General features: G+C 27.1%; 18 protein-coding genes. 8 read left to right on the plus strand and 10 right to left on the minus strand.

Annotated elements, in window-relative coordinates:
* The first annotated feature begins 91 nt into the window (after positions 1-91).
* Positions 92-382, plus strand: a complete 291-nt coding sequence (locus ACH5BF_RS08860) for a c-type cytochrome (protein WP_423273851.1) — start codon at positions 92-94, stop codon at positions 380-382.
* 26 nt (positions 383-408) lie between these two features.
* On the opposite strand, the gene ccoS is transcribed toward ACH5BF_RS08860, so the two are convergent.
* Positions 409-648: a cbb3-type cytochrome oxidase assembly protein CcoS gene (gene ccoS / locus ACH5BF_RS08865; RefSeq protein ID WP_423273852.1), complete on the minus strand. Its 240-nt coding sequence runs from the start codon at positions 646-648 to the stop codon at positions 409-411.
* Between the two features lie 8 nt (positions 649-656).
* Positions 657-3,095 carry a heavy metal translocating P-type ATPase gene (locus ACH5BF_RS08870; RefSeq protein ID WP_423273853.1) on the minus strand — a complete coding sequence of 813 codons (2,439 nt, stop codon included), beginning with the start codon at positions 3,093-3,095 and terminating at the stop codon, positions 657-659.
* Positions 3,096-3,233: 138 nt separating this feature from the next.
* Here ACH5BF_RS08870 and ACH5BF_RS08875 point away from each other — a divergent pair, with 138 nt between their 5' ends.
* Positions 3,234-4,859: an EAL domain-containing response regulator gene (locus ACH5BF_RS08875; RefSeq protein WP_423273854.1), complete on the plus strand. Its 1,626-nt coding sequence runs from the start codon at positions 3,234-3,236 to the stop codon at positions 4,857-4,859.
* A 2-nt stretch (positions 4,860-4,861) separates the two neighbouring features.
* On the opposite strand, the gene gmk is transcribed toward ACH5BF_RS08875, so the two are convergent.
* From gmk to ACH5BF_RS08915, 8 genes are all read right to left on the minus strand, one after another.
* On the minus strand, positions 4,862-5,479 hold the full coding sequence (gene gmk, locus ACH5BF_RS08880) for a guanylate kinase (RefSeq protein WP_423273878.1): 618 nt from the start codon (positions 5,477-5,479) through the stop codon (positions 4,862-4,864).
* Between the two features lie 3 nt (positions 5,480-5,482).
* Entirely contained in the window at positions 5,483-6,301 is an 819-nt protein-coding gene (locus ACH5BF_RS08885) for a hypothetical protein (RefSeq protein ID WP_423273856.1), read from the minus strand.
* Complete coding sequence (locus tag ACH5BF_RS08890; RefSeq protein ID WP_423273857.1) at positions 6,298-6,978, minus strand: ABC transporter ATP-binding protein; 681 nt, start codon at positions 6,976-6,978, stop codon at positions 6,298-6,300. Before ACH5BF_RS08890 ends, ACH5BF_RS08885 begins: the two co-directional genes overlap by 4 nt.
* Positions 6,979-7,017: 39 nt before the next feature.
* Positions 7,018-8,061 carry a translation elongation factor Ts gene (tsf, locus tag ACH5BF_RS08895; protein WP_423273858.1) on the minus strand — a complete coding sequence of 348 codons (1,044 nt, stop codon included), beginning with the start codon at positions 8,059-8,061 and terminating at the stop codon, positions 7,018-7,020.
* Between the two features lie 2 nt (positions 8,062-8,063).
* On the minus strand, positions 8,064-8,861 hold the full coding sequence (gene rpsB / locus ACH5BF_RS08900) for a 30S ribosomal protein S2 (RefSeq protein WP_423273859.1): 798 nt from the start codon (positions 8,859-8,861) through the stop codon (positions 8,064-8,066).
* 436 nt (positions 8,862-9,297) lie between these two features.
* Positions 9,298-10,731 (minus strand): hypothetical protein, encoded by a 1,434-nt coding sequence (locus ACH5BF_RS08905; RefSeq protein ID WP_423273860.1) that lies wholly within the window; start codon positions 10,729-10,731, stop codon positions 9,298-9,300.
* A 250-nt stretch (positions 10,732-10,981) separates the two neighbouring features.
* Positions 10,982-11,569: a hypothetical protein gene (locus ACH5BF_RS08910; protein ID WP_423273861.1), complete on the minus strand. Its 588-nt coding sequence runs from the start codon at positions 11,567-11,569 to the stop codon at positions 10,982-10,984.
* Positions 11,570-11,576: 7 nt separating this feature from the next.
* Complete coding sequence (locus ACH5BF_RS08915) at positions 11,577-13,604, minus strand: TonB-dependent receptor (protein ID WP_423273862.1); 2,028 nt, start codon at positions 13,602-13,604, stop codon at positions 11,577-11,579.
* A gap of 141 nt (positions 13,605-13,745) precedes the next feature.
* Here ACH5BF_RS08915 and ACH5BF_RS08920 point away from each other — a divergent pair, with 141 nt between their 5' ends.
* The 6 genes from ACH5BF_RS08920 to ACH5BF_RS08945 are packed head-to-tail and all read left to right on the plus strand — an operon-like array spanning position 13,746 to position 19,413.
* Entirely contained in the window at positions 13,746-14,483 is a 738-nt protein-coding gene (locus ACH5BF_RS08920) for a response regulator (protein WP_423273863.1), read from the plus strand.
* The gene (locus ACH5BF_RS08925; RefSeq protein ID WP_423273864.1) at positions 14,476-16,296 is read left to right on the plus strand and encodes a histidine kinase dimerization/phosphoacceptor domain -containing protein; all 1,821 of its coding nucleotides are present in this window, start codon (positions 14,476-14,478) and stop codon (positions 16,294-16,296) included. Before ACH5BF_RS08920 ends, ACH5BF_RS08925 begins: the two co-directional genes overlap by 8 nt.
* 42 nt (positions 16,297-16,338) lie before the next feature.
* Entirely contained in the window at positions 16,339-17,292 is a 954-nt protein-coding gene (locus tag ACH5BF_RS08930; RefSeq protein ID WP_423273865.1) for an AAA family ATPase, read from the plus strand.
* 3 nt (positions 17,293-17,295) lie between these two features.
* Positions 17,296-18,129: a DUF58 domain-containing protein gene (locus tag ACH5BF_RS08935; RefSeq protein WP_423273866.1), complete on the plus strand. Its 834-nt coding sequence runs from the start codon at positions 17,296-17,298 to the stop codon at positions 18,127-18,129.
* On the plus strand, positions 18,126-18,518 hold the full coding sequence (locus ACH5BF_RS08940) for a hypothetical protein (RefSeq protein WP_423273867.1): 393 nt from the start codon (positions 18,126-18,128) through the stop codon (positions 18,516-18,518). Before ACH5BF_RS08935 ends, ACH5BF_RS08940 begins: the two co-directional genes overlap by 4 nt.
* Complete coding sequence (locus ACH5BF_RS08945) at positions 18,511-19,413, plus strand: VWA domain-containing protein (RefSeq protein WP_423273868.1); 903 nt, start codon at positions 18,511-18,513, stop codon at positions 19,411-19,413. The genes ACH5BF_RS08940 and ACH5BF_RS08945 overlap by 8 nt, the downstream gene beginning before the upstream one ends.
* The last annotated feature ends 2 nt before the right edge of the window (positions 19,414-19,415 follow it).

Genomic DNA, 19,415 nt, shown 5'->3' on the forward strand with positions numbered 1-19,415 from the left:
CACTTATATTGTCGATGAAAACTAATTGTGAATATTAAGCTAATAAAAAGAAAAAATAGCTAAAATATTTATTCAAATTTAAGGAGAAACAATGAAGAAATTAGTATTAACTACATTATTTGCTGCAGCTACTGCTGCAACATTATCTGCTGCATCTTTTGCTGCATGTGCTGGTTGTCATGGTGCAAACGGTGAAAAAGCTGCATTAGGTAAATCTCAAATCATTAAAGGTTGGGATGAAGCTAAAACTATCGCTGCATTAAAAGGTTACAAAGATGGAACTTATGGTGGAGCTATGAAAGGTGTTATGAAAGGTCAAGTTGCTAGACTTTCTGACGCTGACATTGCTGATTTAGCTAAGCAAATTGCTGCATTTAAATAATTAGTAATTCTTCAAAGAGGTTAGTTTTAACTAACCTCGTTTTCACTCTTCTCTTTTTTCAATTTTGCTTCTTTAGCATCTTTTAGTTTTTTCTCTTTGTTTATTGCATCATTTAAGTCATCTTCACTATCAAATAGTAAACCATCAACCATTTTATTAGAGTCATCAAACTGACCAGTTTTTGCACCCCACACAAAAAGTAATAAAAGACCAAATGAGATAATTAATCCCACTACTAACATCATAAACAAAGTATCATTAATCATATTTTTTCCTATTTCATTTTAATTCTAAGTGAGTTTAGTACAACAAGCAATGAACTTAAACTCATTGATAATGCTGCTACTAAAGGTATTACATATCCAAACATTGCAAAAGGAATAGTAACTATATTATAAAATAAAGATATAGCTAAATTTTGCTTTATAAACTTATATGTTCTTTTTGAAATTTTAAAAGAGTTCTTCAAAGAAAGCAATGATGAATTTAATAAAACAATATCTGAAACTTGCATCGTAATATCAGCTGAGTTACCCATAGCAATTGCAACATCAGCATTTGATAAAGCAACAGAATCATTAACTCCATCACCAGCCATAACAACAGTTTTACCCTCTTGTTTTAATTTCTTAATAAAGTTAGCTTTATCAAGAGGCGTTTGTTTAGCATAATAACTATCAATAGAAAGCTTATCACAAACTTCTTTTGCAACACTTTGATTATCACCTGTTAACATAATAACTTCGATATCATTTGCTTTTAAATAAGAGATTAAATCTTGTGCATTCTCTTTTATCTCATCTTCAAGCTCAAATGTTGCAATTACTTCTGTGTCTATTGCAAACATATATACAGTTTTGCTTGATTCAAATTTATACGCAATACCATTTGATTGCATTAATTCTTGATTACCACCAAGTAAAGTAGACTCTTTGGAATCAAGATTTTTATATTTTGCACTTAAACCTTTTGCATCTATACTTTTTATCTCTTCTAACTCTTTTTGTTCAAGCTCATAGTTTTCATCTAAATATTTCTTTACAGCAATACTTACAGGATGTTTTGAAGAAGCAACTAAAGAGTAAAGTAAATGTAGTTTATCAATACTATCATCTAAAACTTTTGAGTTTATAACTTTTAGTTTTCCTTTTGTTAGGGTACCTGTTTTATCAAAAACTACACTATTTGTTAAAGCTAATGTTTCAATAAATTTTGCTTCTTTAAATAGTAAACCTTTCTTTGCTAAAAGTGAAATACCTATCAAACTAGCCATTGGTGTAGCTAATGCTAAGGCACAAGGACAAGCAATAACGATTACAGATACAGCAACAATAAATGATTTTTCAAAATGATTCGTTCCCTCATAATCAAACCCTAAATCAACTCCAAAGAAATACCAAACTAAAAAAGTAAGTAAAGATAGAGTTAAAATAGAAACCGTAAAACCTTTTGAAACTTCATTTGCTTTTGACTGTATTTTTGGTTTAGAATTCAAAGAGTCTTCAAGTAAAGTAACAATTGATGAAAAAGTTGAATTTTTAAAATCCTTAGTAACTTCAAACTCCACAAGAGAATCTGTATTTATAGTACCACTATAAAGTAAATCCCCCTCTTTTTTAAATACAGGCATAGATTCACCTGTAAGTGAAGATTCATCAAAAGAACCTCTTCCTTTTTTTATTATCCCATCAACAGGTACTTTATCACCAGCTTTTATCTCTACAATATCACCGATATTTATACTATTTAACGAAATAGTATCTCTTTTACCATCTTTTATCACTACAGCTTCTAAAGGAAGTGTTGATTTAATTTTATCAAGAGTATCAACAGCTGATTTTTTGCCAATTACTTCTAAATACTTTCCAACTAAAACAAAAGTTATAATCATAGCAACTGAGTCAAAATAGCTTTCACCTTTTGCACCAAATAAAATAAATAAAGAATAAATATATGTTAAAGTAGCACCTGATGCAACTAAAAAATCCATATTTAAAACTCTATTTTTTAAACCATAATATGCACCTTTGAAAAACACCCAACCTGAATAAAATAGAACTGGTGTTGAAAGTAAAAACTCTCCTAAGTGAACCATCCATTTTACTTCTTCACTCATACCAGTAAAAAAGCCAGTATATTTTGCAACTCCAAGCATCATAATATTCATACTACCAACAACAGCAACCATCATTTTTATAAAATAATCTCTTTTTGCTTCTGTTGCTTTTTTATCAGCTACGGAAGAGTCATATGCATAAGCGTTATAACCAATAGATCTTATTTTTTCAATAATTTGTGATAACTTAATCTCATCACTATCCCATGTAATTACAGCTTTATTAGTAGTAAAATTTATATTAGCTTCAATAATACCTTGCGTTTCAAAAAGAATCTTTTCATTTAACCATACACAAGCTGCACAATGAATACCTTCAATAATTAAATCAATTTGTTTAAAGCCTTCATTTGTAACTCTTACATATGAATTTTCAAAACTTGCAGTATTAAACTTTTCTAAATCATCATTATCAAGCTTTATAGGAGGTGTAATAGTTTTATTTCCAAGTTTGTCATAAAAAGAATCAAGACCATCATCTTTTAGTAAATGATATACACCTTGACAACCTTTACAACAAAAATTTAATTCACCCTCTTTTATCATAACATTATCATCAAAGCTTAAATGACAATGATTACACTTTACTTTAGACACTAATATAATTCCTATTTACTATAAATAATTTTTTGATTGAAACTTTAATTTAGTTTAGAAGTTATTATTTATTATATGATTAACTTTATTTATATCAAAATATGATATTATATCGTAATAATTATGGAGTAAGTCTTAATGGTAAATAATAATATTTCTATACTAAAAAACATAACAATCCTTTATGCTGAAGACGAAAAAGACTTAAGGGATGTGACTCATCAAATTTTAAAAGGATTTACAAAAAAACAATACCTTGCACAAGATGGGCAAGAGGGTTTGGAACTTTTTAAAAAATATCAAGATGAAATCGATTTAATCATTACTGATGTAAATATGCCAAATATGAATGGTCTTGAAATGGTTAAAGAAATTAAAAAAATAAATATGAATATACCTATTATAGTAGCAACTGCTTTTTCTAATAAAGAGTATTTATTAGAAGCTATTGATATAGGTGTTGATAAATATGTTCTAAAACCTATTGATGTATCAAAACTTCTACAAGTTATGTCACAATCACTACTTTACCATGAACTAAAAGACTTATATATAGATAAACTAACAAACCTACCAAACAGAAATAGATTAAAAAAAGATTTAGAAAATACAGATATTGAACTAATGGCACTTTTAGATATTGATGAATTTTCAACAATCAATGACCTTTTTGGTGAAAAAAATGGTGATATTATTTTATCAGAGCTTGCAAAAACAATCAAAAAACATTTTAGTGCTGAACATTTCAAAATTTATAGAATGGAAGCCGATAAGTTTGCAATCGTTTCAAAAGACAAAGATGAAGATGTAAATAAGTTTTACGACTTATGTAAAAGCTTTGCTGATAAAATAGAAAAAGACTCATTATTTATCAATGATGATGAAATTGATATTAATGTAACTATTGGTATTGCAAAAGGTGATGGAGCAAGAGCATTTAAATACTCTCAAAGAGTAATTAACTATGCAAGAAGTAAAATGCAAAGAATTATGATTTATAATGAAGCATTTAATATCCAAGAATCTTTTGAAGAGAATATAAAATGGGTAAAACAAGTAAAAATTGGATTTAGAGAGAATCTTTTCCAAGCATACTTCCAACCAATAGTAGATACTAAAACTAAAGAGATTTATAAATACGAAGCCTTAATTAGATATGTTACAAAAGACAATAAAGAGATTTCTCCAATTAACTTTTTAAATGTAGCAAAAAGAACTAAACTTTATCCAAATATCATTAAGATAGTTATTGAAGATTCATTTAAACTTATCAAAAATAAAAATAAGAGAGTTTCTGTAAATATCTCTTTTGATGATATAGCAAATAAAGAAACAACTTCATTTATTTATAAAATTATTGAAGAGAATAAAGACTATTCACATTTATTGGAGTTTGAGATTTTAGAATCTGAAGAGATTTCTGACTTTGATGAAGTAACTAAATTCATTGAAAATGTAAGAAAATTCAATTGTGCAGTTGGAGTTGATGACTTTGGTGCAGGTTATTCAAATTTCAACCTTTTAACACTTTTAGATATCGACTTTGTTAAAATTGATGGTTCATTAATTGAGAATATAAATACATCTAAAGATTTAGAGATTATTGTTACAACTATTGCAAACTTCTCAAAAGAGTTTGGAGTTAAAACTGTAGCTGAATTTGTATCAAAAGAGGAAATCTATAATAAAATAAAAGAGTTAAAGATAGATTATTGTCAAGGTTACTACTTTGAAAAACCTTTAAATTATGATAGTATCAAGTAGGCTTATTTAAGCCAACTTGATACTATATTTTCTTTAGTAAAAAGTTTAGTTTTAATTCTTGCAATATTAGCAATACTAACTAACTGTTTTGAAGATTCTTGTAAATCATCATTAATTATAAAATAGTCATACTCTTGAAAAAATTCTACCTCATGCTTAGCATTTTTAATTCTTTTTTCGATTACATCTTTAGCATCAGTTGCTCTACTATTTAATCTATTTTCTAATTCACTTAAGTTTGGTGTAGTTATAAATACAGAAGTAACAACATCATCAAGTTGTTTTCTAACTAATTCATGTCCTTGAACATCAATATCAAATATAACTAATTTACCTTCATTTAAAGCCTCTTTAACAGGTTTTAATGATGTACCATAGTAGTTTCCATGTACATTTGCATACTCTAAGAAATCACCATTTTCAATATCTTTTTCGAACTCTTCTTTTGATACAAAAAAGTAATCAACTCCATGAGCTTCACCTTCTCTAGGAGCTCTTGTTGTAGTAGAGATTGAAAAGTAATAATCATCAATATCTTTATATACTTCTTTTAATAAAGTTGACTTACCACAACCGCTAGGCCCTGATAAGATAAGAATTGCACCATGTTTTTCTTTAATCAACTATTTATCCTTTAATACTAATCTTATATCAACACTTTGACCACTTGAAAGTTTATCTATTACTTCTTGATTAAACTTTTCTAAAAATGGTTTTAATTCATTAATACTATAATCACTTAAAACTAATTTATATGGTAGTACTTCTGATTTACCTTGACCATCATCTAAGTTAAATTCATACTCTTTTACTTCTTCTAAAGCATCATCAATAATATCTGAGATATCTTTCCAATCTTGCTGCTCTAATTCAACTTCATTTTGGATTTTTTCTTCTTTTAAAATATTATTGATTTTATTTAACTCTTGACTATCAAGTACTCCACCTTCCTTTAAAGAAGCAAGGCTTACTATACTTTCATCATTATCATCTTCTATATCTGAGTAAACATCATCTGCAAGTGATTCTACATAATCTGTAATTGGAATAGTTACTTCCTCATCTTCATAATATTCATCTTCCATTCTTGAAGAGTTTGAGTTAAGAAAATTAGCAGTTGCTTCTTTTTCATCTTCTTTAATATTCTCAAGTTCTTCTTTTATAATTTCTTGTAATTTTGTAGGTAAAAAAGGTCTAGGGATTATAAAATCTCTAGATTTATCAAATGGTAACTCTTCACTTGATATAGCTCCAAGCCTTTTAGAATACTGCTTAATTATATTAAATTTATCATCTATAAAACTTTGATCGATTACAATTAAGTCATATTTTTCTTTTACGTTAGTATCATCTGTAATAGTTAAATCTAAATTTAACTTTTTGCAAACTAATGAAAAGATTTGTTCTATTATTGCAGTTTCACATATCAATAATAAATTCACTTTAACTCCTGCAATTGTTTATCAACAAGCTTATATACTTTATCACATTTCATTGCTAAATCATTTTCATGTGTAACAAGTATTAAACCTGCTTCTTTATCTTTAATATAATTAAATAGTGTATCCATAACTATATTTGCTGTATCTTTATCAAGATTACCTGTTGGTTCATCTGCAAATATAATCTTTGGTTTTTTTGTCAATACTCTTGCTATTGAAAGCCTTTGTTGTTGTCCACCACTAAGCTCTCCTACACCTTGTTTTAAAACATGTTCAATACCTAGGTTTTGTAGTAAAGTATCATCTATTTTCTCTTGGCTTAAAAGTTCTGCAATTTCCAAATTTTCATTTGCACTAAACCCTCTAAAAAGATAATGAGCCTGAAATATTATACCAAAATCTTCTCTTCTTATCTTTAAAAGATTTTTTTGAGAAATATCATATAAGCTTTTATTTTCAAATGTTACAACACCTTCAAAAGGTTTTAACAAAGATGACAAGATATTCAAAAGTGTTGATTTACCACTTCCACTTGTCCCAATAATTGCTATAGATTGTTTTTTGTATAATGCTAGATTTATATTTTTAAAAAGTTCATAATCAAATTTATGAAATAGTTCTTTAGCTTCTAAGAGAGGAGGTGTAATGAGTGCCTCATTATTATTTTGTACACCCATTACATAATCCTTTAAAGTAGTTATAATTATAAATAATTATTAGTTACCCATTTGTGCAGCAACTTCTGCAGCAAAATCTTCTTCTTTTTTCTCGATACCATCACCAAGTTCGAATCTTACGTACTCAACAATTTCAATTGAAGCATCAACAGCTTTAATAGCTTGCTCAACTGTCATTGAATCATCCATAACATAAGTTTGAGATAATAAAGCGTGAGTTTTATCTAATTGAGAGTTATCTTCAATCCATCTGTTAATTTTACCAGCAACGATGTTGTCGATAATTTTTTCAGGTTTACCTTGAGCGATTAACTCTTCTTTCATTTCATTTCTAGCAACTTCAACTGCTTCTTCAGTTAATTGTTGTTTAGAAACGAATTGAGGGATATTTTTAAGAGGTTTACCAAGTCTTACTAACTCTTCGTTCTCTTTTTCAATATCTGCAATAATTGCTTTGTTTTCTGATTCAATGAATTCAGCTGATAAATCTGCGTAAGAAATAACAGTTGGTTTCATAGATGCAGCGTGCATTGCAACTTTCTTTAATAATTCAGTAGTTTTTTCTCTTGCAGCATCATCACATTTAGCAGCTAAGATAACACCTACTTTTCCTAAGTGAACGTATGCATTTACAACAGGACCTTCAACATTTACAACTTTTCTTGCAACTAAATTTTCACCGATAACAGCGATTTTTTCGTTTAAGTATGTAGTAAACTCTTGACCTTCAATTGTTGATTGTGCTAAAGCTTCAGCATCAACAATATTGTTTTCTTGAGCGTGAGCAGTGATTCCTTTAGTTAAGTTAAGGAATTGCTCATTTTTAGCAACGAAGTCAGTTTGAGAGTTAACCTCAGTCATAGTTGCTTTTGTGAAATCATCATTTACTAAAATAGTAATAATACCTTCAGCAGCTACGTTAGAAGATTTTTTAGCAGCTTTTGCTAAACCTTGCTCTCTTAACCACTTTTGAGCTTCTTCGATATCACCGTTACACTCATTTAATGCGTTTTTACAATCAAGCATTCCTGCACCAGATTTTTCTCTTAATTCTTTAATTAATTTTGGAGTTGCACCTGCCATAATTACGCTTCCTCAGTATTAGATTCGTTTGCCTCAGCTTCACCTTCAGCAACAGCTTCAGCTACAATTTCTTCTGCTTCTTCAGTTGAAACAGCTTCCTCTTCTTGACCTTCTTCGTCTGCTAATGCTGCTTTACCTTCGTTCATAGCTGCAGCCATTTCGTTACAAAATAGTTGAATAGATCTGATTGCATCATCATTACCTGGAATTGGTAAATCAACTAAATCAGGGTCACAGTTAGTATCTAAAGGAGCGATAACAGTGATTCCTAATCTTCTAGCTTCTTTAATAGCAATTTTTTCTTTAACAGCATCAATAATGAACATCATATCTGGTAATTTGTTCATTTCTTTAATACCACCTAAGTAAAGCTCTAATTTTTGCTCTTTTCTAGAAAGCATTAATGCTTCTTTCTTAGTTAATAAGTCTAATTGACCTTCTTCTCTCATCTTTTTGATGATTTCTAATTTTCTAATAGATTTTTTGATTGTTCCGTAGTTTGTTAACATACCACCTAACCATCTGTGGTTAACGTATGGCATATCACAAGACTCAGCAGCTTTTTTGATAGCTTCAGAAGCTTGTTTTTTAGTACCAACAAAGATCATTGTTTGACCTTCAGCAGCTCTATCTCTTACTACATTGTATGTATATCTGAAATATCTTAATGTTTTTTGTAAATCAATAATATAAATGTTCTTTCTTACACCGAAAATGAATTTTTTCATTTTTGGATTCCATCTTCTTGTTTGGTGTCCGAAGTGTACACCACACTCTAATAGGTCTTTCATTGTAACCATAGTATCTCCTTGGATATATTTAAAATTGGGTTTTGCCTCTGTGTCCCTTAATGCAAAATTGCACAACCCATAACAGGAATTTGACACATGTGACATTCTAATTCAAAATTAGAACCGTGATTTTATCTAAGAGAAGTTTAATTTTTCTTTAAGTGATTTTTGCAAGGCTTAATCATAAAAGTTAAGTATCTTAACTTTTGATTAGTTTTTCTGCTATATATAGAAATACTCTATTTTCTCAAATAAAATAAAACTAAATATGGAAAGGCACAATAAAAATGTAACTATCATGAAGATGTTATCTTTATTTAATATTATTCCTTTATGAATTAATAGTAATATGGGTCAGATATTGAATTATGGTTTTGACTTTTTTGAAAGTGGAAATTCATTACCTGCCCCCTATTTCTTTCTATATTTAAAAGTTAATTCTTTATTACTTATCCAAATTAATATATTTTCCTGCAATATCTTTATAGTCTTTATCATTGTGTATTTTATGTAATAATGTTTTTTTACTCAAGAGAAAATCTATGATTTCATGTAATCTTTCACTGACTGTATTTTCTTTTAAAAGATTTAAAATGTCTATCATATTATCTTGCCCGTAACGGTTGTCAAGTTTAACTCTCACTTCATAACTATGCATTTGTTCTAAAACATGTATTATGTTATTGTCTCCTAACAGTTTAAAAAATTTATCATAAAGAACTTTACCATTAGGGGATACACCATGATTATACCTAATACCTTTTCCTATTCTACAAATTAAAATAACTTTTACTATTTTCTCTATTCTTTCTTTTGGAATGTCATTTTCAGTTTCAAAATAAGTTAAAATTTTTCGTATATATGGAGGTTCATTTTGAAAATTATCCCAACCATATCTTGCTTCTAGCAAATCATCAGTTAATTCATCAATAGATATTATTTTTGATTCTAATGATTGATATTTATTTCCATCACAAAATGTAAAAAATTCTAATCCAAGTGCGTGCTTTTCATGATAAAGATTATTTTTATATCCATCTAACATAATCCCTAACTTGTATTTTATTGAGTCACTACTATGCCCCCAAATAAAAGGTGCAATTTGAGCAATGTTTTTTCTTATAATATTTCCAGATTTACCTGAAACATAAATCCCAAAAATATTATTTAAAAGGTTATCTGTATTCTGAACAGATAATTCTTTTAACGGCTTTTCCATACTTTGTAAACTAGCAGTATCTAGTATTGTTTCTGTCGTCTTTAAATTATCTATAAATGATTTAATTTGTATAGCTGCTTCAGATGGCTTGTCATTTAAAACATCAGTTACGCATGTTTCCAGCCATCCTAATAGTTCAAATGCATTTATTGAATATGTGTTTGGATGAGATGAACCAATATCATTTCGCATAGTCAAAATATGATGTAATTTTGTAGATACAATTTCTGAAATTAATTCTAGTTTAAAACATGTATTAATTAATGTATTGTCTTTGATTCCAGATAAATCATCTTCAGATGTAAAATCTTCTCTCTTTGAACCTCCAACAGCTGCATCAAAGAAAAATTCTAAACCATAGATTACTGCTTTCTTTCTTAAGTTGATTACAACTTCATTCCAAACATAGTTTAAAGCTGCATCAAATAATCCTATAGATGAAGCAGCAACAAATTTCGATAAATATCTTCCTTCTCGTTTAGTTTCTGTATCTAAACGAGAAATAAATTCTGCTAAATTAGCTTCAATTGTTTGTCTTTGGCTATAACTAGCTAAAATATTGTCAGTTGGTAATTCTAAATATTCTAAATATTGTTCAAATTTTGTTGTATCTGTAGCAATAACTGCCTTTGGTTTTAAAAGTTCAATATCTTTACTCATGTAGTATTCCTTTTGTGGTCTAACAAATTAATGGCTCAGGTATTGAATTGTGAATTTGACTTTTTTTAAAGTGAAAACTCATGACCTGCCATATTTTTCTTTTATTATATTCCCTTATTTATATTGCAAAATAATAATGAATTTAAGTTTTAAGTTTTATTAAAATAATTAAATTAGTTAAATAGTTTCAGAAATTTCAAACTAAAGCAATAAGAAATCGCAAAACTTATTGCCTAGTTTTAAAATTTAGTTAGATATATAGAAAGAGTGCTACTACAGCAAAACCTGCTAGCATAAAGTACACACCTCTTCTTTTGAAGCCGTTTTTACCTTTTACCATCCAAAAAGATGAGATTGCAAGAAAAGATAATATTACACTATAAATTATTGCTAAGTAAAACCAAGCACTATCGTGTTTGGCTTTATGGGCATGAACAAAAACTTCTAAAGCAACTGGGTATCCTTTATATCGCACGTCTAGATTACCACTTGTTTGCTCGTATTTTACATTTAATGTTCTCCATGCATTAAAGTGTAAAACTTCATTTTCTTGTTTAACAAATTTTAGTTTTAAATGCTTTTTTACATTTGCATATGATGATTCATCAAAAATCTCTTTTACTTTTCCTTGTAAGACAATTTTTTTAAACTCATCATTAAAACTATCTTTTGAAATATTTTTTTCAATTACAGCTAAATCTTTAAATTCAACTTTAAACCAACCAAGACCTCTACCTGAAAGAACAATTCCTGTAATAGCATAAATTAAAGTAAGACCTATTACAAAATATCCAAGGTCTCTGTGAAGAGACCTTATTTTTTTACTAAATGCACTCATTTAAACCCTAAAACTTGTAAGATAACTTAACTTTAAAGTTTCTACCAACTTCATAGTCTGTATAAGTTGGGTTATCAAAGTACACTCCAAAGGCAGTATGTTGAGCATATTTTTTATCAAAAATATTATCAACACCAAAGTTTAATGTCGCACCTTTTAAAGTTCCATTATTGAATTTATAAGTTGAATTAAGATTATGAACAGCATAACCACTTCTTTGTACTGTTTGTGATTGTGTATATTTATATTTATTACCTAATACATACTGCGCACTATAAGAAAGTTTTAAAGCATTTGAGAAACTATAGTCTAAACCTGTTTTAAAAGCATGAATTTTTGCAGTTTTAGGATCTTTTTTACTTCCATCACTTAAACTTTTTTCTTCTCCATCAGAATAAGAATGAGATAGACTTAAGCCTAAATTATTTTTATTATATTCAAACATAGACTCAAAACCATAAATCTTTACATCATATTGAGGTTCTAAAGCATTGTTTTTTGTAGGATGAGAATAGTTATCTACATTATATTTATAAGCTGTAAATCCAAAAATCGAACTATCAGCATTTAAAGCACTTGATAAATCATAGTCAAAACCGGCTTCATAGTTATGACCTTCTTGCGCTTTTACACCATTTGAAGTCCATGTATCAATGTCACTTTGAGATAAAGTTAAAGTTTCAGGTAATGCAGGAGCTTTAAAGATTTTACCATACCCTACTCTAAAACTTAGTTCATCATTGAATTGGTATTTTCCTTTAAATTTTGGTGAAACCTCATCAAAACTTCCACTATACCATCCACCTAATTTAAACTTATCATATCTCGCACCTAGATTTAAAACTAAATCTCCAAGTAAAACTTCATCTTCAAAATATAAACCACTTGATGTTAATGTTCCTGAACCATCTATATTATTGTTGTTTACAACATCACTATTACTTCTTGAACTATATGCTGTACCTGAATCACCTGTTGAATTTTTTGATTGTTCATCTTTTGAATAATCAATTCCATAAGTTAATATATGATTTCCTAAAATTGTTCTATTTCTTAAATCAAAACCTTCACTAGTATTTTCATAATATCTATCACCATTTACACCAGATTTTATACCATTTACATCAAATGTATCTGCTCTTTGTCTATACATTTCTTGTGCATTATAGAAAATATTTGCATCAATTTTTACTAAATCACTATTTGGATTATATTCATAATTTAAAGTATATGTATCTCTAGTGATTTCATTAAAGTCATTATCAGTTACTTGTGTTGTATTTCCTTTTTCACCTGAAATATTTCTATTTCCACCATCATTATATTTATTATAAGAGAGTTTAAAAGTATTGCTATCATTTGGTTTGAATACAGTTTTTAATAAACCGCTTTCAAGTTTACTCTCTTTATCTTTTACATCTCCTGCTGGCGTTTCAATAAAACCATCATCAACAACATTTACAATTCCTAATAACTCTAATTGTTCTGAAGCTTTTCCATAAAGAGCAAGATTTAAACTATTTCTGTTATAACCTGTTTCATGTCCAATTGAAATGTTTCCACCAAAGTTTTCACCTGTTTCAAGTAAATCACTTGGGTCTTTAGTTTCATATACAAAAGATCCATTTACAACACCAGGTCCACTTAAAGCTGAGTTTGGTCCTAACTCAATTGAGCCAATTTTTAACATCTGAGCATCAATTGTTTGATCACCAGAGTGATGGAACAGTTGTCCTGTTATTCTTGCATTATCAATTGTAATATTTGAGAACTTATCTTCTAAACCTCTTACATAAACTTTTTGTGAATATCTTGAACTTCCTGTTACATTTACAGAAGGAAGTGAATCTAAAATATCTTTTACATCAGTTGCTTGTACAAGATTTAATTTATCTGAAGTAATACTTTTTATATGTGATTCAAATGCAGTATCACTAATATTTACTTCTCCTAAATCTTTCTCATTAGCATTTGCACTTAATGCTAATGATGCACTTAGAGATAAAGATAATAATATTTTATTTTTATGTTTCATTCTTTTTCCTATCGCTTAATTTAATATTGAGAATCATACTCATATAAAATCACAAAGTAATCACAAATGGATTATATTTCTATTTTTATCAATATTTAAATTGATAATTAGTATCATTACATAAAAAGTAAAGGTATTGTATTGACTAAACCAGTAGGTTATTCGAAAATAAATGATATAAATGTACTAATTGTAGAAGATGAAATAGTTTTAGCTATGGCTATTCAGTTAAGTCTAAATCAAATGGGATTTAATGTAAGTGGTATAGAATGTACTCCTTCAAAAGCTATTCTTCATGCACAAAACAATTTTCCTGATATTATTCTTATGGATATAAATCTAAATAGTACGCAAACAGGAATCGATGCTGCAAATATAATTTGGAAAAAGTTCAAAATACCAATAGTTTTTTTAACATCTTATACTAATGATAAAACTATAAATAAAGCATTAGAGTGTGAACCTTATGGATATTTAATAAAACCTTGTAGAGATGAAGAACTTAAAGCCACAATAAATACAGCGATACATAAACATAGATACTTTTTTAAAAGAAAAATTGATTTAGAAGAGAAAAAAACAGACTTCTTACAATTAGAAAAGAATATAAAGTTTGATAAAACAAGTTCTTCTTTATATATTGATGAAAAGTTAATAAAACTTACAAAAAATGAAAAAAAGCTTTTTGATCTATTAGCAACTTCTACAAATCACACTGCAAGTTTTGAAAATATTTTTGCATATATTTGGAGAGAAGATATTTATGATTTAGGAAAACTTCGAACTTTAATATATAGATTAAAAATTAAAACAAAAGTTAACCTTTTTGAAAATATTTTTGAACAAGGTTATAAATTGAGAGTTTTGAATTTTGAGTAGATTGTTAAATATAAAACAGTATTCATTAAATGCTAAAGTAACTCTATCCTTATTTGCTTTAGCACTATTTTTATTAACTATTCTTTTTTTAATAATTGTTCCAAAAACAGAAGAAGAACAATACAATAGACTTTTAAATGAAATAGAACAAGTATTAAATATCACTCAAGAACAAATAAAAGTTGCAGGTAAAGCAATAAGAATGCAGTCAAAACTTGAGATTGAGCTAAATCAAAAAAAAATAGAACTTGAACTTTTAAATCTAAAGAAAAATTTTGAACTAAACAATCTAATAAAACAGATTCAAAAGAATGAAACTCTTAAGAATAGTAATTTTGCAATTAAAACAAAAGATAATTTATATATTAGTTCAAATAAAGAGATTTATGATGATTATAATTTAAAAGAGTTAGATAAATGGGAAATTCATAAACTAAAAAACTTAAGTAAAGACTATGTCTATTATCAAAAGTATTTTTTTTATACAACTAAACTAAATGAAAATACTACAATAACTATATTCTTAAATAAAGCAAACTTAAATCAAAACCATAATAGTTTTGAAAAAAGCATTAAAACTAATATACAAAAATCTTTTAAAACAACCCAAGAACTACACAAAGGAAAAACCTATCTTATTTGGTTAAACTCAAAAATCAAAAATGATAATTCAAAACCTCTTTATACAGAAGATACTAATGAGAGAAAAAAAAGATATACCTTGAGTAATATGTCAAATGTAAAAAACATCTATACAGGAAACTTAACAGCAAAACAGCTTTATAGTGCAAAAAACAATGCACCTATTTCTCATATGTTAAATAACAAAGAAGCATTAACTTGGGTGAGAAAACTATCATTAAATAAAGATGAAAGATATATTTTTTTATTAATAAAAACTTTTTATAAAGAAGATTTATTAAAACAAGTTGACTCTGCTTTTTTCAAAATATTTCCAGCAGCATTAACTGCTTTTATATTGGTTTTACTAATAGGTTTTTTCTTATTTAGAAGATTGTTTAAAAGTATTAATACCTTAACTTATACAGCTAGACAAATCAATAATGGAAATAAATCTGTAAGAAGTTTCGTAAAAGGAAATGACGATATAGGAACACTAGGAATTGCTTTTGATACCATGATTGAAAACTTTGAAAATAGTATTAATACTTTAGATAAAAAAGTAGAGAAAAAAACTGAACAGTTAAAATCATCTTTAGAAGAAAAAGAGACTTTATTAAAAGAGATTCATCATAGAGTAAAAAACAATTTGGCTTTAACAATTAGTCTAATAAAACTTCAACAAGTAAAAATTGAAGATGAAAACACACAAAAAACTTTAAATGATATTCAAGAAAGAATTTATACTATGGAACTTCTTCATAGAAAACTTTATGAGTCAAATAACTTAAATTCTATAAATATAAAAGAGTATATTCATAGTTTAGTTAATGATATTTCAAATACCTATGATTATGAAAAAAAAGTTTTTTTAGAGTTTGATATTCAAGAACTTTACTTTAGTATAGAAAAAGCTATACCTTGCGCTTTAATAATAAATGAACTTGTAACAAATGCATATAAATATGCTTTTAATACAGTAAATCCAAAACTATTAATCTATTTAAAAAAGAGTGAAGATAAATATATTTTAATTGTTAAAGATAATGGAAAAGGTATTGATAAAAAAATAGATATTAAAAACTCATCATCTTTAGGATTAAAACTTGTAAACTCAATTTGTACTTTACAATTAGAAGGAAATCTAGAATATGTAAATAATCATGGAGCCTTGTTTAAAATAACCTTTTAAGATAATTAGATAAAATATCACAAATTATTAAAAGGATTTCTTTTGAGTTTACATGAAAAAATTCAACTACTAAAAAATGAAATTTCAAAAGGAGTAATCGGCCAAGACCAAATGATAAATTCAATTTTAATTGGTCTTTTTACTGATGGTCACATTTTATTAGAGGGTGTTCCGGGACTTGCTAAAACTACAACTGTAAAAGCAGTTGCTAATGCAATTGATTTAGAGTTTAAAAGAGTTCAATTTACTCCTGATTTACTTCCTAGTGATATTTTAGGTGTTCAAATTTATAATATGAAAACCCAAGAGTTTACAATAAAAAAAGGTCCTATCTTTACAAACCTACTTTTAGCAGATGAAATAAACAGAGCCCCTGCGAAAGTTCAATCAGCCTTACTTGAATCAATGCAAGAAAAGCAAGTTACTATTGCTGATAATACATTTTTTATAGATAAACCATTTTTAGTTTTAGCAACACAAAATCCAATTGATCAAGAAGGTGCATATACACTTCCTGAAGCTCAACTTGATAGATTTATGTTCAAAGTTGTTGTTGATTATAATAATAAAGAACAAGAGTATGAAATAGCTAAAAAAGCTACAATGAACTCATTTGAAACAATAAATAAAATCATAGACAAAGACATCCTAAATCAAATAAAAGATGAAATAAAAAATATTCACATAGATAAAGAACTAGAAGAGTATATCATAGAAATAATTTGTGCTACAAGAAATCCAAGTGATTACGGCTTAGATGAAATAAAAGATTTTATTCATTTTGGAGCAAGTCCAAGAGCAACTATTGATATGTTTAAAGCCGTAAAAGCAAATGCCTACTTAAGAGGTAATGACTATGTTTCACCTTTAGATGTAGCACTAGTTATAAAAGATGTTTTAAGACATAGAATTATTCTAACATATGAAGCGCAAGCACAAGAAATAAATGTAGATGATATAATCCAAAAAATCATAGAAAAAGTTGATATTCCTTAAACTATGAATCAAGCACTAAAAAAAATACTTATAAAAACAAAAAAACAAGCCTTTTCAGAAGTTATTGGAAATAATATTTCAAAACAAAAAGGAGAAGGTTATGACTTTTGTGAACTAAAAGAGTATGAATATGGTGAAGATGTTAAAAATATTGATTGGGTTATTAGTGCAAAAGCTCAAAAACCAATAGTAAAAGTTTTTCACTCACAAAAAGAACTAAATATAAAAATAGTAAATCTTCTTAGTGGTTCTACATATTTTGGTACAAAAAAACTAAAAAAAGATGTAATAGTAGAATTAGCTTCTATTTTAGGATTTATTTGTACAAAACAAGCTGACCCCTTTACTTCATATATTGCAAATGAAAAACTTGAACTTTGTACAAGAAAATCAAAAAAAGTTTTTAATGTAAATTTGATGGCAGAAAATATCTATGAATACAATGTATTAAATAAATCAATAAACTATAAAGAGATATTAAAAGAGCTTTTTAAAACAGCACATCATAAATCAATAATATTTCTAATTGGTGATTTTTTTGATATAGAAGATTTAGACTTAAAACTTTTAAACTCAAAACATGAAATAATAGCTTTGATTGTAAGAGATAAATTTGAAGAAGAACCTAAAAGTTTAGGAAATGTAAATTTTATTGACCCAAATAGTTCAAGTAACTATGAAGGTGTCTTGGATGATAGAACAATTACTAATTACATAAAAAAAGTTAAAGAGAATGATCATAAACTATATAAACATTTACAAGATTGCGGTATAAGATTTACAAAAATTTATACCCATGAAAATCCTGTCAAAAAATTAATTGGAGTTCTTAAATGATTGAAAATGAGATTAAACTTCATGATATAAAAGAGTTAGTAGTTATTCCTGATAACTCTATATTTATTTTTTCATTTTTGATTTTTCTTGGAGTTATTCTGTTATTATCAATAGCAATTTTTATAATAAAACTTTTAAAAAATAGAAAAAAAGATTTAAGAAAAGAGTATTTTGAAATACTTGAAAATCTTGACTATAATGATTCAAAAAAATCTGCTTATATCATCACAAAGTATGTAAGAGTTCTTGCTAGAAGTCAAAGAGAAATAAAAATAGCAAATGAATTAATAGAAGAATTAAGTGAATATAAATACAAAAAAGAGGTTAAAGATATTGACACTAACACAAAAGCAAAACTTTCAACTTTTATGGATATTGTAGATGTTTGATTTTTCTTTTGAATACCCATACTTTTTACTTTTAATATTAGTTTTTATTTTTTGTGCAGTTTATTGTAAAGCAAAATCTCCCTCATATTTGGTACCACATCTTAATATTTATAATAAATCAAATATTAAAACCTCTCTTTTTACTAATACACTTAAATTTATAACTATAATTTTTTCTATAATTGCCCTTGCCTCACCAATTAAAGTAAATAAAAGTGAGATTATTAAAAATGACGGAATAAATATAGTTTTAAGCCTTGATGCAAGTGGTTCTATGAACGATAGAGGTTTTGATGAGAAAGATTATAATAAATCTAGATTTGATTCAGTTAAACAAATTGTTTCAAGTTTTATTGAAAAAAGAGTATCCGATAATATTGCTTTTGTTCTATTTGGTAATAGTGCTATGATTGCAAGTCCTTTAAGTTTTGACAAAGAAGCCCAAAAAGAGATTTTAAAATATTTTCAAGTTGGTGTATTAGGTAATTCAACAGCTATTTTAGACTCACTTGCATTAAGTATAAAAGTACTTAAAGATAAAAAAGCAAAATCAAATATCATAATACTTTTAAGTGATGGTTTAGACAATGCTAGTACTATTCCATTCCAAGTTATTGAAAGAATGACTAAAAAGCATAATATTAAAATTTACACGGTTTCAATTGGAAATGCAAATAATCATATGCTAGAAAAAATATCATCTATTTCTAATGCAAAATCATATAAAGCTTATAACAAAGAACAATTAGAAACGATTTACAATGATATTAATTTATTGGAAAAATCAAAGATTGAACAAAATAGAGTAGTAAGAAAAGAGTATTTATTCTTTTATCCTTTATTTATAGCAGTAATATCCTTATTACTTTTAATATATATGAAAAATAAAGAGTAAAA

The sequence above is a fragment of the Arcobacter pernae genome, from assembly GCF_049472135.1.
In the GTDB taxonomy this organism is placed as follows: Bacteria; Campylobacterota; Campylobacteria; order Campylobacterales; family Arcobacteraceae; genus Arcobacter_B.

Excerpts from the sequence above, each read along its gene's own strand:
- ACH5BF_RS08860 (WP_423273851.1), top strand. The coding sequence starts at position 92 with ATGAAGAAATTAGTATTAACTACATTATTTGCTGCAGCTACTGCTGCA.
- ACH5BF_RS08905 (WP_423273860.1), bottom strand. The coding sequence starts at position 10,731 with ATGAGTAAAGATATTGAACTTTTAAAACCAAAGGCAGTTATTGCTACA.
- ccoS (WP_423273852.1), bottom strand. The coding sequence starts at position 648 with ATGATTAATGATACTTTGTTTATGATGTTAGTAGTGGGATTAATTATC.
- tsf (WP_423273858.1), bottom strand. The coding sequence starts at position 8,061 with ATGGCAGGTGCAACTCCAAAATTAATTAAAGAATTAAGAGAAAAATCT.
- ACH5BF_RS08915 (WP_423273862.1), bottom strand. The coding sequence starts at position 13,604 with ATGAAACATAAAAATAAAATATTATTATCTTTATCTCTAAGTGCATCA.
- ACH5BF_RS08875 (WP_423273854.1), top strand. The coding sequence starts at position 3,234 with ATGGTAAATAATAATATTTCTATACTAAAAAACATAACAATCCTTTAT.
- ACH5BF_RS08890 (WP_423273857.1), bottom strand. The coding sequence starts at position 6,978 with ATGGGTGTACAAAATAATAATGAGGCACTCATTACACCTCCTCTCTTA.
- ACH5BF_RS08940 (WP_423273867.1), top strand. The coding sequence starts at position 18,126 with ATGATTGAAAATGAGATTAAACTTCATGATATAAAAGAGTTAGTAGTT.
- ACH5BF_RS08945 (WP_423273868.1), top strand. The coding sequence starts at position 18,511 with ATGTTTGATTTTTCTTTTGAATACCCATACTTTTTACTTTTAATATTA.
- rpsB (WP_423273859.1), bottom strand. The coding sequence starts at position 8,861 with ATGGTTACAATGAAAGACCTATTAGAGTGTGGTGTACACTTCGGACAC.
- ACH5BF_RS08935 (WP_423273866.1), top strand. The coding sequence starts at position 17,296 with ATGAATCAAGCACTAAAAAAAATACTTATAAAAACAAAAAAACAAGCC.
- ACH5BF_RS08910 (WP_423273861.1), bottom strand. The coding sequence starts at position 11,569 with ATGAGTGCATTTAGTAAAAAAATAAGGTCTCTTCACAGAGACCTTGGA.